At 45.8% G+C, this 12,092-nt stretch carries 20 protein-coding genes; all 20 read left to right on the top strand.

Annotated features, from left to right (window positions below; translation table 11 throughout):
* Positions 1-223: 223 nt before the first annotated feature.
* The 20 genes from IPP67_03300 to IPP67_03205 all read left to right on the top strand — a co-directional run bounded on the left by IPP67_03300 (position 224) and on the right by IPP67_03205 (position 12,087).
* A complete protein-coding gene (locus IPP67_03300; GenBank protein ID MBL0338212.1) occupies positions 224-841 on the top strand; it encodes a hypothetical protein in 618 nt (205 codons plus the stop codon).
* Between the two features lie 197 nt (positions 842-1,038).
* Complete coding sequence (locus tag IPP67_03295; protein MBL0338211.1) at positions 1,039-1,665, top strand: hypothetical protein; 627 nt, start codon at positions 1,039-1,041, stop codon at positions 1,663-1,665.
* A gap of 834 nt (positions 1,666-2,499) precedes the next feature.
* On the top strand, positions 2,500-2,967 hold the full coding sequence (locus tag IPP67_03290) for a hypothetical protein (GenBank protein MBL0338210.1): 468 nt from the start codon (positions 2,500-2,502) through the stop codon (positions 2,965-2,967).
* A gap of 765 nt (positions 2,968-3,732) precedes the next feature.
* Positions 3,733-3,927, top strand: coding sequence for a hypothetical protein (locus IPP67_03285; protein MBL0338209.1), 195 nt, complete (start codon positions 3,733-3,735; stop codon positions 3,925-3,927).
* Positions 3,928-4,260: 333 nt separating this feature from the next.
* Positions 4,261-4,599 (top strand): hypothetical protein, encoded by a 339-nt coding sequence (locus IPP67_03280; GenBank protein MBL0338208.1) that lies wholly within the window; start codon positions 4,261-4,263, stop codon positions 4,597-4,599.
* Positions 4,600-4,679: 80 nt separating this feature from the next.
* Positions 4,680-5,057, top strand: coding sequence for a hypothetical protein (locus IPP67_03275; GenBank protein MBL0338207.1), 378 nt, complete (start codon positions 4,680-4,682; stop codon positions 5,055-5,057).
* 100 nt (positions 5,058-5,157) lie between these two features.
* Positions 5,158-5,529, top strand: coding sequence for a hypothetical protein (locus IPP67_03270; protein MBL0338206.1), 372 nt, complete (start codon positions 5,158-5,160; stop codon positions 5,527-5,529).
* A gap of 116 nt (positions 5,530-5,645) precedes the next feature.
* Positions 5,646-5,843, top strand: a complete 198-nt coding sequence (locus IPP67_03265) for a hypothetical protein (GenBank protein ID MBL0338205.1) — start codon at positions 5,646-5,648, stop codon at positions 5,841-5,843.
* A gap of 288 nt (positions 5,844-6,131) precedes the next feature.
* Positions 6,132-6,461 (top strand): hypothetical protein, encoded by a 330-nt coding sequence (locus tag IPP67_03260; protein MBL0338204.1) that lies wholly within the window; start codon positions 6,132-6,134, stop codon positions 6,459-6,461.
* Between the two features lie 130 nt (positions 6,462-6,591).
* Positions 6,592-7,263 (top strand): hypothetical protein, encoded by a 672-nt coding sequence (locus tag IPP67_03255; GenBank protein MBL0338203.1) that lies wholly within the window; start codon positions 6,592-6,594, stop codon positions 7,261-7,263.
* 36 nt (positions 7,264-7,299) lie between these two features.
* The gene (locus tag IPP67_03250; protein MBL0338202.1) at positions 7,300-7,683 is read left to right on the top strand and encodes a hypothetical protein; all 384 of its coding nucleotides are present in this window, start codon (positions 7,300-7,302) and stop codon (positions 7,681-7,683) included.
* On the top strand, positions 7,683-8,423 hold the full coding sequence (locus IPP67_03245) for a hypothetical protein (GenBank protein MBL0338201.1): 741 nt from the start codon (positions 7,683-7,685) through the stop codon (positions 8,421-8,423). Before IPP67_03250 ends, IPP67_03245 begins: the two co-directional genes overlap by 1 nt.
* A 12-nt stretch (positions 8,424-8,435) precedes the next feature.
* Positions 8,436-8,603: a hypothetical protein gene (locus IPP67_03240; GenBank protein MBL0338200.1), complete on the top strand. Its 168-nt coding sequence runs from the start codon at positions 8,436-8,438 to the stop codon at positions 8,601-8,603.
* A complete protein-coding gene (locus tag IPP67_03235; protein MBL0338199.1) occupies positions 8,596-9,342 on the top strand; it encodes a hypothetical protein in 747 nt (248 codons plus the stop codon). Before IPP67_03240 ends, IPP67_03235 begins: the two co-directional genes overlap by 8 nt.
* A gap of 11 nt (positions 9,343-9,353) precedes the next feature.
* Positions 9,354-9,680 carry a hypothetical protein gene (locus IPP67_03230; GenBank protein ID MBL0338198.1) on the top strand — a complete coding sequence of 109 codons (327 nt, stop codon included), beginning with the start codon at positions 9,354-9,356 and terminating at the stop codon, positions 9,678-9,680.
* Positions 9,681-9,774: 94 nt separating this feature from the next.
* A complete protein-coding gene (locus IPP67_03225) occupies positions 9,775-9,999 on the top strand; it encodes a hypothetical protein (protein MBL0338197.1) in 225 nt (74 codons plus the stop codon).
* Positions 10,000-10,077: 78 nt separating this feature from the next.
* Positions 10,078-10,746, top strand: coding sequence for a structural protein P5 (locus tag IPP67_03220; GenBank protein ID MBL0338196.1), 669 nt, complete (start codon positions 10,078-10,080; stop codon positions 10,744-10,746).
* Between the two features lie 71 nt (positions 10,747-10,817).
* Entirely contained in the window at positions 10,818-11,054 is a 237-nt protein-coding gene (locus tag IPP67_03215; protein ID MBL0338195.1) for a hypothetical protein, read from the top strand.
* A gap of 30 nt (positions 11,055-11,084) precedes the next feature.
* Positions 11,085-11,324 (top strand): hypothetical protein, encoded by a 240-nt coding sequence (locus IPP67_03210; GenBank protein MBL0338194.1) that lies wholly within the window; start codon positions 11,085-11,087, stop codon positions 11,322-11,324.
* A 73-nt stretch (positions 11,325-11,397) separates the two neighbouring features.
* Positions 11,398-12,087 (top strand): glutathione S-transferase N-terminal domain-containing protein, encoded by a 690-nt coding sequence (locus tag IPP67_03205; protein ID MBL0338193.1) that lies wholly within the window; start codon positions 11,398-11,400, stop codon positions 12,085-12,087.
* The last annotated feature ends 5 nt before the right edge of the window (positions 12,088-12,092 follow it).

The following is a 12,092-nucleotide window of genomic DNA, read 5'->3' as shown; positions in this document are numbered from 1 at the left end:
ATTGACTGCTGCAGGTAATGCTTACCAAAAACACAGTAACGGACCAGGTGCTTCAAATCCGAATTTACCCTTATCTGGTATAGCCCTAAATTAATTAAGATAAGGTTATAAAAATAAATTTACTTCACAATTTTATAAATGGGTGCTGATATCAAAACAGTTTTCTTTTTATTATCTGTCCTAATTTCCACTATTAAGTGTTCCATCATTAAGAGGTAGAATAATGCGTAAGATATTTAGCCTACTTTTGTTATTCTTTGCTTTCTTTTTACCATCCTTTACCTCCCAAGCCCAGTCAATCATCTATGACTTGGATAAGCTAACCTGCTTGGACTTTTATAAACTTTCTCTCTCTGAGAAGGAATCAGATAAGCTTCGACAGGATCAACAAGACCCAAATGATCCACCTTTTCAGTATAAGAACAATAAAGCTTTAATGATGGTCATTTGGACTGATGGTTGGTTAAGTGATACATATGAATACCAGCCATTTAAACGTATTTTAAAGGTAAATCGAGCTCTTAAAGATACTTGTGAGCAGCCTTTCACGTTGTTTACATCATCTTTTAATAAAACCTGGGAAGAATATAATAAAAATGAGATGCATAATTTAGAACCATGGGCTTTTCCGAACTGGACATGTGGCCAATTTTTAGTGGAATTATTAGAAAATAACGCTGATGTGATAGACTGGACAATTTGGTTCGACGGCTTTTTTACCAAGGGGGCAGAATTTAACTATAATAAGCTCGAAAAAAATACTGATGAATTACCAAACGAATGTTTTCGTCAGTTAGAGCGCAATATTCTGTCAGTCATTAAGGAAATTGGTCAATATTAAGTATCACTGGAACCTTCAAATTTGTTTGTTCAGTTTTTGTTATAAGTAAGAATAATTATCGGGTTTATGGGGGAGAGGTATGGAATATGCTAATATTATTTAGTTCAGTTTCTAGTTATATTCATTTTATGCTTAAAAAGCTTGTTGATAAATAAAACTGAAAGTTTTATCTATGGCAATCATTATGGAAAATAAAAATGACAAAATCCATTCGCAAATTTGTTCATACGGCCCTCGCTGTAATTTATTTACTCGCTTCCTCTTACCATATGGCAAAAGCTGATCAGCCCCAGACATTCGATTTAACGAAGTTAACGTGTAAAGGCTACCTGAACATCTTTTTTGAAACCTATGATTTGCATAATGACCCTAAAACACAAAATATCAGGCATTTATGGTTTGAAGCCAATCTTGTCATCATTTTATTTGTTTGGGCCGATGGGTATTTGAGCAGCTCTCTAGGGTGGGAGCCCGAAGAGCGCATGGTAAGGAATATTGAGCAAACAAGTGCGCAGTGTGCGAAAAAACCTGATGCTTTGTTTTTAAATGTTGTCCGCGATATTTTCGACCATGAACCCTTAATAAATGAAAGGGTTTTTTCCTTAATTCATCAGAATTGCCGCACTTTCATCGCGGGTTTTGATGAAAAAATGGAAAATATGGTAAAGATAATATGGGTTGATGGGTTTTTTTCCAAAAAAGAAACGTTTTTTAACTTAGCAAAACTGGAAAAACTGACGGATGATCTTTTAAAAGAATGCCCGAAACAGCCCAATCGTGAAGTTTTGTCTTTAATGAGAGAATTAGGAGCTTATCAACAGTAATCGAAAGGTTGGATATTTCTTTTTCTTCGTAAAATATATCAAAACAAGCAGCTTATGTTTAATGATGCCTAACAAATGGGCTATTTGATCAAAGAAAACCCTATTTTAAGAAAAGCGCTTCCATTGACCCTGATATCCGATTAAGTTTTATTGAAGATATTATTATATAAATTACTAAAAATATAAGCCCAAAATTTGAGAGATAAATATGGTTGAGGAATTATTAATACAAATGCTAGCCTTAATAGCGTTAATATATCTAGGAATAGTGTGCGTTATAAGAATTTTCAGGCCAAAAGAATTAAATTATGTAACAAAATTGGTTTTACGAGAAACCATTATTCAAAGATGGTTGATAAATCTTCTTTTCCTTCTAGGTGTTTGGACATTATTTAACTTATCTTTTCTATGCAGCCTACCCTGAATTAATAGATGATCAAGGCAGCGGAGCGCGTATAAGAGGATTGTCAATGTGGGTATCGATTTTTAGCACACATATTATCAATAATTTTATAGTCAATTTAATAAAACGTGCTTCTGCAACCGTGATCCCTGATAAACAAAATACCTGAAAAAGTTACCACTGTTTTTTTAACTTTTTTATCTTCCCCGGTAATCTTCCGTCAGCAGTAATATCAAGCTTGCTGGTGCCGGGATTTAAATTCCTACCCGTACTCTCTCAAAACAAGCAAGCTATTCTCAAAACTATTTCTTTGATGGGGAATAGGAAAAGTGGATTTCGCAACCCGAAAATCAAGAATAATTCTGAAAAATCTCAAAGAACTTAATCATTCTAAATTGTTAACTATTAAATCATACGAATGGAGGACATGAATGTGCAGCATAGCAATGGGTGGATTGGTGATGGGGGCGGCGGGCCAGGCCTTTAAGGTGGCGGGTGATTTTCAGCAAAGCCGGTCGCAGGCCAGCATGTATAAATACCAGGCCAAGGTGAATGACCAGCAAACCCGGTTGCATGAACAGCAGCAGCGGAATGTGGCGGAACGGCAATTGGCGCAACAACGGTTGGGGGCAGGGGCGCGCGGCGTGCAGATGGGCGGCAGTGCGCTGGATAGTTTAACCGACCAACGGGGGGATAGCGAATGGAACATCCTGGCCGACCGCTACCAGGGCAATGTGCAATCCAGCCAGCTGCGCTGGCAGGCCAAAGCCAGCAAACGCGCTGGCAATTTAGGCATTGTCACCGGCGCGTTGGGCGTGGGCAGCAGTTTATTGACGGGGATTGATAATAATAATAGGCGTAATGATCCAAAACCTCCGAAGCCTTTAACAAAAGAATAAGACTATTTTAAATAGCCGTGGAGTGTTTTTAAAGAAATGAATAATAAAATATCTATACTATAAGCAATCATTTCCTTCAGCTTTAGTTTCAGTGATTTTATTGCTATTAAAATTTCTTTACAATATAATTGTCGAAGTCGCACTAGAACCACTATAACAATGTGACCGTTCTTCATGGTTTAAGAAGGAAGATAAGTTAAATATCTTAGTATTTCCAGATTCAAAGATTTGATCAGGTGCTCCTCTTTCAGCTAATAAAGCTGATCAGTTTGACCTTTCCAGGAATCTAATTTGGCAAAATATCTTCTTTAGAACTGTTGACTGACACCCAACCAACAGGAATAGGGCGCTTAGGCTGGCGGTAATCAAACGGGTTTGGTGTTTCATGGGGCTTGCTCCTTGGCTGGCAGTATTTTGGTCATTCTTTGATCGGGTGAGTTAAACAACTTACCCATCAATCCCACACCTTAATAACAGCTGATCCGCTTGTCTAGGGGGTGTTTTTATGACAATAAATCTCATTTTTATTTCCCCAAAATCAGTATTTTTACCCCCAACCCTAGACCTGCCCGAGGTTTTCTGGTAGGGTCAGCTTATTGATAAGCGGTTTTTGGGGAAGGAGTGATGTTTGATGAAAAACATCGTTCTGATATTTAGCCTATTGGCTTTAGGGGCTTGTTGCGGGGATTGCAGGCCGCCGGAGAGGCGGACGGGCTTGCCGTTTCCAGCTGAGGTGAAACCTCATTCACTGGAGGTCATCAATCCATGAAGAAAACTTTCCCCCTTATGATTATTTTCAGTTTATGGATGCTGGCGGGTTGTTGCAAGCTATCTGCTACGGGGAATGGCTGTCAAACCTGGGAAGAGCGTGCAGCCGAATGGCAAAAAAACAACCCATCTGATCAATTGCCACCCGCTGGCCCCGTACCGCCGCCTTTCCCGCAACCAGCCGCGCCTTAACCAGCATGGCTATGCCTGATCATGACAGGTTAAAAAGGAAAGGGCTTGCCTAAGATTTTTCGGATAGCTGAGGGAGGTATCGCCCTGGCTTTTCATAAAAAACCGGTGCTGTTTTTAAAAAATGTTAACCCGCGAAATCTGCCCCCAATGCTTGAAGGGTCAGATATATCAAACAGAGGGTTTTATGGGTGAAAAACGCGGATAGGGAAGCTATAGAATCGGAATTTACAAGGCCTTTTTTTTCCTCTGGTAAAGAGTAAGAAATTACAATTTTTTCGCCCTTTTTCTGCTGTAAAGAATAAAAATGAACAAAATATTTGCCCCCTAACATTCTTGTTCTTATCGGCCTTGGCCGCCTGCCAAAGCTATCAGGAACGCCAGGCCGTTTATGTGGAAAAAATCAATGGGTGGGTAGGCAAGCCTGAGGCCGCGCTAGTGGCCACCCTTGGCGCCCCCACCAATTTCTATGACCGCCAGGGCAGCCGCTTTTTAACCTATCGCCGCGTCCGCATCGAAAGCACCCGCGTGCCAGCCGATTGTGAAATGGGCCTGTTCGGCCGTTTTTGTTATGGCGGTGAGGTGATCAGCAACCAATATATGTGCCAGGAAAGCTTTGCAATCCGCGCTGGCGTGGTGCGGCGCGCCAATTTTGATGGCGATGGCTGCTTTTAAATGGTACAATGGCTGTAGCAATCAGGTGGGTTGCGGATCGATTGCTGCCATTGACCGTTCGTGAGATGAAAGGAGCCATCATGAAAAAAATATTTGCAGGTCTGTTCGGGGTTGGCTTATTAGCCCTGGCCGGTTGCCAAAGCTATGAGGAAATGCAGGCTGTTTATGTAGGCAAATTGAACCAGTGGGTGGGCAAGCCCGAGGCCGCGTTGGTTGTCAATTTGGGCGCCCCCAGCAGTTTTTATGACAGCCAGGGCAGCCGCTACCTAACCTATCGCCGCAGCCAAATTGAAACCAGCAGCACCCCGGGCAATTGTTACCCCAGTGCTTTTAACCGCTGGCCCTATAATTGTTATGGCGGCCAAACTTATACCAGCCAATCTTTCTGCCAGGAAACCTTTGAAATCCGTGGTGGTGTGGTGCGGCGGGCTTATTTTAATGGCGATGGCTGCTTTTAAATGCTATGATTAGGCGTCTATGATACAGGAGTGGGAATGGCCAACCCGCATTTAGCGGCAGCCCACCCCCCTTCCACGGCGGAATTTGAAAGGAATAAAAATGAAGAAGATAATCTTGGCCCTGATGGGCGCCAGCCTGCTAACACTGGCTGGTTGTGCTAGCGATAAGAATGATCCGTTGCAATATGAAAAACGCAAATCCACCTATTACCGCAATTATTTAACCCCGTGGGTTGGTAAAAACCAGGAACAAATCTTGGCAAAATTTGGGGCGCCTTTCAGCAGCCGCAACACCACCATGGGCGCGCAAAACTTTGTCTATCGCCTCCCGTCACCCAATGGTCACGGCGTTCTATGTGAAGTGACCTTTGATATCGTTGGCACTATCGTGCAGCAGGCTGATTTCAACGCGGAAGTGGCTGGTAATGTCCGCCGCCAACCCGCCCAGTTTGACGAAAGCGGCTGTTTCTAAAACATATCCTATCATCACCGCTTGGCTGCCTTAAACGGGCGGCCAGGCGGTGAGACCACTATCAGGAAGTGAACAACCTGTGCCTAAAAAACTGATTTTTATCTTTTTATCCTTGATTGCCCTGTCATCCGCCTGACCATCAACCAATCGAAGAAATCAATTATGAGCAACACCTAACTTTTTATTGGCAAGGTGGTGAACAGGCGATTAAAATAAATGATGGCGATCTGTTTACCGGTTGCGGCGGCGGTCTTGAGGGCGATGCGGGCGGTGTGCTGAAGCGTTTTTTAACTGTGCATAAGGGGGATTTGTAGGGTGTCAAAGGGTTTTAGCGGCCTGATCAACATCTTGTCCGCTGGTCAATGATTTTGGTTGCTTGGCCTGTTGGGAAATAGCTGTATGATTGTGGCGATAAGGTTTGTAAAAATGGATTAGCATTTAATCCCCAATCAGCCTTAACATGCCGCCTGTTTACAACTGCATAGAAACCAGATACAAATAATACAGGCTGGCAGATGCCGATTTTTTTGCTGAAATAATCGGGTTTGCCATCCTAATTTTAATAACCTTAAGGTTATATTCTATTTGCTAAGGAGAGCCTGATGCTGGTTGAAATATGGTGGATTATGGTGGGGGTTTTTTCGGTGTCTTTTGCAGCCCTTGGCTCCGGCATCGCGGCCATACTATGCCGCTATTGGTGGTCGGCCCAACTGATTTCGATTGGCTTGTGGGTGTTGTGTTTTGTCGTGGAACGCTTAATCCAAGGCCGTACTGGCACGGTCATGATTGAAATGACCACCGGGCAAATGGCCAAGCGCGTCATCGCTTATATAGTGGCAGGGGCGATCATGACTTTTGTGGCCCGGATTTTCTCTAAATTGACCGAGAAACGCCGCCAGCGCACCTTGGTTGACGAGGATTCATCGCTGTAATTGCTTGCGCTTGATCTGTCAATCTCCCCAATCATTTCATCAAAATGTTGTTGATTCTCAACAATAAGCGGGGTTTTTAGCGCTTTCTGCAACCTTGCGACCCAAGCCTATTCTAACCAAGAAAATCTAAATGTTACCAACCCGCCAATTAAGGCGGGTTTTTTTATTTTCAGAAAAGGAGTTAGCCATGACTATCAACACCATGATCAGCCGCATTGCTTATAGAGGGGATGGCATGACCCGCAATTTTGCCATCCCCTTTGTTTTCTTTGATGCCGATGAAATCGAGGTGATTGAACGGGATACCATCAGCTCCAGGGAAATCCGCAAGGTTTTGGGGGCTGATTACGCCGTGGCTGGCGGTAATGGTGCCATTGGTACCTTGACCTCTAACCAACCACCGGCGGCGGGTGTCACCATCACCGTGCGGCGCGATACAGCGCGCACCCAATTGGTGGATTATACGCCCAATGATCCTTTCCCCGCCGAAACCCATGAACGGGCGCTTGACCGCCTCACCGTCATCACCCAGGAACTGGCGGAAATCTTAGGCCGCTCTCTTACCTTGCCCGTATCCTCACCCCTATCGGGCATTACCATCCCCGAGCCTGGGGCCAGCAAGTTTTGGCGGTGGAACGCCACCGGTACCGCCATTGAAGTGGCTGACATTGGCAGCTTGGGGGCGGTTGGCCTGCCATTATCGATTAACCAAGGCGGCACGGGCGCCATAACTGCCATAGATGCCCTGGATAATCTGGAAGCGGTTGGTGTCCACATTTACCAGCAACAATCTTTTCTTTAATCCCCTGTATTTTAACCCTTAATTGGAGAACATAAAATGGCTACAAAACCAGAATTTGCCAATAAACCCCGTCAATCCAGCGCTGCCCTGATTTTCGGCAACACGGCCCGCGATGGCAGCGGCATGATGGAAACTGTTTTTACCGCAGGCTCAAACGGATCGCGACTGGAGCGGTTGCGCGTTACCGCAACCACCGGCACCACAGCGGGCATGGTGCGGTTGTTCATCCATGATGGGGTGCGGACAAGGCTGCTTGAGGAAATATCCGTAACCGCCGTTATTCCAAGTGCCAGTGTGAAGGCTTTCCGGGAACTAGTGACTTTTGCCGGTGGTTTGATGCTGCCACCCAACCATAGTTTGCGGGCCTCAACCCATAATTCGGAAGGGTTCCATTTGTTAGCGGAAGGGGGGGATTTCTAATGAATAACGGTTTTTTTGGCTTTCCCCTGGCTGATTTAAACAAATCAGCAGGTGACAGGGTCAATGTTTCCAGACGATTGCTACGAATTACTACCCTTACGACCAGCGGCAACTGGGTGAAACAAAAGGATGTTGGATACATTATTGTTGAATTGCTGGGTGGTGGTGGGGGTGGTGGGGGCTCGCAAGGAGTGGCAAATTTTTCCTGTAACGCAGCTTCCGGTGCGGGCGGTGGGGGTTGCCGTAAAAAGATCATGGCCACTGCTTTGGCAGACAGCGAGGCCATAACAATTGGCATAGGAGGGACGGGCGGCTTGAGTACCCCAACTTCTGGTAGTCAGGGCGGTACAACATCGTTTGGGACGCACTGCAGCGCATCTGGTGGGGAGGGTGGTTTTTATACTATTTCCGCATCATCGGGTGTCACGGGGTTCACTGCCCTTGGCGGCGTAGGAATGGGGGGAGATATTAATTTTAGAGGAAGCCCTGGTTTTAACGTTGGAACGCAATACGGGTCTTATTGCTCAAGTGCTCCAGCAGGAAACGGGGCACTTCCTATAGGTGGGCCAGGGGCGCGTGGTTATAATCTTAAAAACATTACTGATGCTTCAGATGGTGATGATGCCACTGCCAATTCTGGTGGTGGTGGTGGTGGTGGAGTTAGTGCTTATAGTGCTGCTAGCAATCGATCTGGCGGGGATGGTGGCAGCGGCCTTTGTGTTGTTTATGAATATTCATAACGGGAGGGAAATATGAAAGCAGTACGTTTGCAATTAGAGCTTAAGCGCCAATATTGGTCGACACCGCTTTGGTATATAAAGGAGGTATATGCAACCTATCCGGCCCTGCCAATGCACCCCGATCTTACCAATTCGGAAGGGTTCCATTTGTTAGCGGAAGGGGGGATTTCTAATGAATAACGGTTTTTTTGGCTTTCCCCTGGCTGATTTAACCCAATCAGCAGGTGACAAGGTAAATGTTTCCGGACGATTGCTACGAATTACTACCCTTACGACCAGCGGCAATTGGGTGAAACAAAATGATGTTAGATACATCGTTGTTGAATTGTTAGGCGGTGGCGGTGGTGGAGGTGGGGCTAAATCGGAATCCGGACCAAGCTACGGCTCTGCTGGTGCTTCTGGGGCTGGAGGTGGCGGATGTAGAAAATATATTTTAGCAACATCCCTTGGCGCGACCGAGGCAGTAAGTATTGGTGCAGGTGGAACCGCAGGAGCAAGTACACCAACGGATGGCTCAACTGGCGGCACTAGTTATTTTGGTGCGTTTTGCTCAGCATCCGGTGGTCAGGGAGGCCAAGCTTGCATTATTAATAGCCCTACCACTGCTGGCTCTGCCGCCCAAGGTGGAATTGGAACAGGTGGGGATGTTAACTGGCGGGGCGGTTCTGGATTTCAAATTTGTTCTATTTATAGCTGTATAAGCCCCTCTTTCCCAGGCGGTAATGGAGCTATGCCAATTGGTGGCAGCGGTGCAATGGGTCAAATGAATAAAGTAATTGCCGACTCTTTTACAGGGCTTAATGCCGATGCTAATTCGGGCGGTGGGGGAAGTGGTGGTTTGTGCAAATATTCGACTAACGACACAAGAGCAGGCGGTACAGGCGGCAGCGGCCTTTGTGTTGTTTATGAATTTAGTTAAGGAGAGATGATATGGTTAAAGCCTGCAGATTAGAACCGCGTAAATATGCGGAATATAGCGATGAAGAGCGTTGGTATGTGGTTGAGGTTTTTCCGGGCTATCCCGCCCCACCTTTGCACCCAAGCCTTGGGGATAGTTCTTTTTCTAAGGTCAGGAATGATGCACCGGATTGGATCAGGCAGCGTTGCTATTATGATGGGGGGAGTGCAACTTATTATCCCGAACCGCCCAATATTTTGCCTCCGGCATCCCCGCCGCCAAAACCAACCTGGTCGCCCGTTATGCCAACAGATCCATCATCCTTGGCATTTCCCCTTATTTCAACGGCTGGGAAATGATCCGCTTTATTAGGAATGGCCAGCCTTAAGCTGGCTTTTTATTTGTCTGCCTTCAATCAATCACGACCAAAAAGACATAACATTAAAGGAAAACATGATGACTGAACATGAAAGGGACCGGTTGACCAAACTCGAAGTCACCAGCACCCAAATGGCCCAAGATATCCACCAAATCCGCCTGACGGTTGAACATTTACGGGAAGCTTTCCATATGGGGCGTGGGGCGGCTTTTGCCGTGGTTAAGCTGGGGGGGGTTTTATTAGGCGCCATTGCCCTGGTTGCCTGGGTCATGGAACATTTGCCAGCCTGGTTAAAATAGGGGTGGGGGACTGCCAATGATTTCCATAAAACCGAAGGCAAAAATATCATTTTTTCAAATGGAGAGGGGATATTCGTCATGAGCAATAGTTCAAAGTTGCCGCGCGGCATCCGCAATAACAACCCCGGCAATATCAGGCGCAGCCAAGATCCCTGGCAAGGACTTTCTGAGGTTCAGACAGACAAGGATTTTTTCCAATTTAAGTCTATGGCTTACGGGATCAGGGCTTTAGCGAAGGTTTTGATCACCTATCAAGACAAATATGGGTTGCAAACCATTGCTGATATGATCAACCGCTATGCCCCGCCTTTGGAAAACGACACCAAAACCTATGCCTTGATCATTGCAAACCTTATGAAAAGAAAGGTGACGGACAAGATCAATACGCATGATTATCAGGATTTGAAAGCCTTGCTTGCTGCTATGATCCAGCAGGAAAATGGGGCCTTATCCAAAAAATATATGACGAATGCTGTCATGGATAAAGGCTTGATGATGGCAGGGGTTGAGGCTAAAGCCAAACGTTTGTGGCATTCACGCACGATCCGTGGCACGGCCATCGCTGCCGGTGCGGGCAGCACCATCGCTTATCAGGCCATCAATGACAGCTGGCAGCATTTATCGCCAGCGTTGCCGTTCTTTGAACGTTTGGGTCAATATTGGCCCTGGGCGTCGGCCTTGCTGATGGTTGCGGGAATTGCCTGGATCATTTGGGCTAAACTGGATGATCGCCGCCGCGGCTTATAATCATCACACTTTCAAGGCACCCCGATGCCTTAATAACTTATGGACATATTTGAACGGAAAGGGGAGGTCTCATGATGGCAATCGTTACTTTTTTGCAAATGGCCGGATCGCGGCTATGGAAAACTATGATGGCGGGTTTGGGGATTATGGCCGCTATTATCTTCTTCTGGCGCAGGGGTGCTATCTCCGAACGCCAACGGCACATAAAAAAGCAAGCGGAAATATCTAAACGCCAGCAACAACGTGCCGCCGAAGCCCCGCGCGGCAAACAGCCAGTGATCGATTATCTGAATAAAAAAGGGTTGTAAAAATCGCTTAATATTTAGGAAGGGATCGCCATGCCGCAATGTCAGGTACAAAAAATCACAAAGAATTGGGTGATCGGGTGGGCAGTATTGGTGGGGGCTTGTCAACCGGCTGTGATCAATTCTTGTCCGCCGCTGCCGGTATATACCCAAGAATTTTCTAGCGAATTGGCCAATGGGCTACAAAATTTCCCCGCGGATCATCCGCTGTTGTTGGCGATTGAGGATTATATCCGCCTGCGCCTGCAACTCAAGGAATGCCAGCCCTTTTGATCAGTAGGGTTGACTTTTGTCCTTGAAGCGGGAATCCTGTCGTTTCAAGAAAAATTCGAATGTAGGAAGAAAGATGCTTCATTTATATAGCTGGCCTACCCCCAACGGTCATAAGATTCATATCATGTTGGCAGAGTTGGGTGTGCCTTATCAATTGCATCCGGTCAATATCATGAAAGGCGAGCAATTAACGCCCGATTTTTTAAAAATCAACCCCAATAATAAAATCCCGGTGCTGGTAGATGAAGGGGAAACTGCCTCAAAAACGCTCACCATTTTTGAATCGGGCGCCATTTTATTTTATTTGGGTGAAAAATATCAAAAATTCCTGGGCCAAAATACTTCCGGAAAATATCAGGTATTGCAATGGCTGATGTTCCAAATGTCAGGCTTGGGCCCCATATTAGGGCAAACCCATCATTTTAGGCACTATGCACCGCAACCGGTTATCTATGGAATTGAAAGATTTACGAAGGAAGCCAAACGCCTATATCAGGTTTTAGACAAACAGCTGCAACAAACCCCCTTTCTGGCAGGCGACTATTCCATTGCTGATATGGCGGCATTTCCCTGGGTCAGGTTATGGCAAAAGCAAGGCCAGCAAATAGCTGATTTTCCCCATGTGAAACGCTGGTTGGAAACGATTGAACAACGCCCAGCCGTCCAGCAAGGATTACAAGTGATGGCAGAATTTGCAGACCAGTTACCAAAACCCGCCGCCTGGACCAACCAGTTTTACCAAGAGAATAGGCAGTTGGCTTAAGCAGG

Source organism: Rhodospirillaceae bacterium, from assembly GCA_016722635.1.
In the GTDB taxonomy this organism is placed as follows: Bacteria; Pseudomonadota; Alphaproteobacteria; order JAEUKQ01; family JAEUKQ01; genus JAEUKQ01.
The sequence above is the reverse complement of the archived record's forward strand: the minus strand, read 5'-3'. Positions and strand labels throughout refer to the sequence as shown.

What these genes read in the sequence shown, in the direction of transcription:
- IPP67_03235 (MBL0338199.1), top strand. Translation starts at nt 8,596, where the DNA reads ATGAATAACGGTTTTTTTGGCTTTCCCCTGGCTGATTTAACCCAATCA.
- IPP67_03275 (MBL0338207.1), top strand. Translation starts at nt 4,680, where the DNA reads ATGAAAAAAATATTTGCAGGTCTGTTCGGGGTTGGCTTATTAGCCCTG.
- IPP67_03250 (MBL0338202.1), top strand. Translation starts at nt 7,300, where the DNA reads ATGGCTACAAAACCAGAATTTGCCAATAAACCCCGTCAATCCAGCGCT.
- IPP67_03240 (MBL0338200.1), top strand. Translation starts at nt 8,436, where the DNA reads ATGAAAGCAGTACGTTTGCAATTAGAGCTTAAGCGCCAATATTGGTCG.
- IPP67_03245 (MBL0338201.1), top strand. Translation starts at nt 7,683, where the DNA reads ATGAATAACGGTTTTTTTGGCTTTCCCCTGGCTGATTTAAACAAATCA.
- IPP67_03290 (MBL0338210.1), top strand. Translation starts at nt 2,500, where the DNA reads ATGTGCAGCATAGCAATGGGTGGATTGGTGATGGGGGCGGCGGGCCAG.
- IPP67_03225 (MBL0338197.1), top strand. Translation starts at nt 9,775, where the DNA reads ATGATGACTGAACATGAAAGGGACCGGTTGACCAAACTCGAAGTCACC.
- IPP67_03285 (MBL0338209.1), top strand. Translation starts at nt 3,733, where the DNA reads ATGAAGAAAACTTTCCCCCTTATGATTATTTTCAGTTTATGGATGCTG.
- IPP67_03260 (MBL0338204.1), top strand. Translation starts at nt 6,132, where the DNA reads ATGCTGGTTGAAATATGGTGGATTATGGTGGGGGTTTTTTCGGTGTCT.
- IPP67_03300 (MBL0338212.1), top strand. Translation starts at nt 224, where the DNA reads ATGCGTAAGATATTTAGCCTACTTTTGTTATTCTTTGCTTTCTTTTTA.
- IPP67_03230 (MBL0338198.1), top strand. Translation starts at nt 9,354, where the DNA reads ATGGTTAAAGCCTGCAGATTAGAACCGCGTAAATATGCGGAATATAGC.
- IPP67_03255 (MBL0338203.1), top strand. Translation starts at nt 6,592, where the DNA reads ATGTTACCAACCCGCCAATTAAGGCGGGTTTTTTTATTTTCAGAAAAG.
- IPP67_03205 (MBL0338193.1), top strand. Translation starts at nt 11,398, where the DNA reads ATGCTTCATTTATATAGCTGGCCTACCCCCAACGGTCATAAGATTCAT.
- IPP67_03210 (MBL0338194.1), top strand. Translation starts at nt 11,085, where the DNA reads ATGCCGCAATGTCAGGTACAAAAAATCACAAAGAATTGGGTGATCGGG.
- IPP67_03215 (MBL0338195.1), top strand. Translation starts at nt 10,818, where the DNA reads ATGATGGCAATCGTTACTTTTTTGCAAATGGCCGGATCGCGGCTATGG.
- IPP67_03220 (MBL0338196.1), top strand. Translation starts at nt 10,078, where the DNA reads ATGAGCAATAGTTCAAAGTTGCCGCGCGGCATCCGCAATAACAACCCC.
- IPP67_03295 (MBL0338211.1), top strand. Translation starts at nt 1,039, where the DNA reads ATGACAAAATCCATTCGCAAATTTGTTCATACGGCCCTCGCTGTAATT.
- IPP67_03270 (MBL0338206.1), top strand. Translation starts at nt 5,158, where the DNA reads ATGAAGAAGATAATCTTGGCCCTGATGGGCGCCAGCCTGCTAACACTG.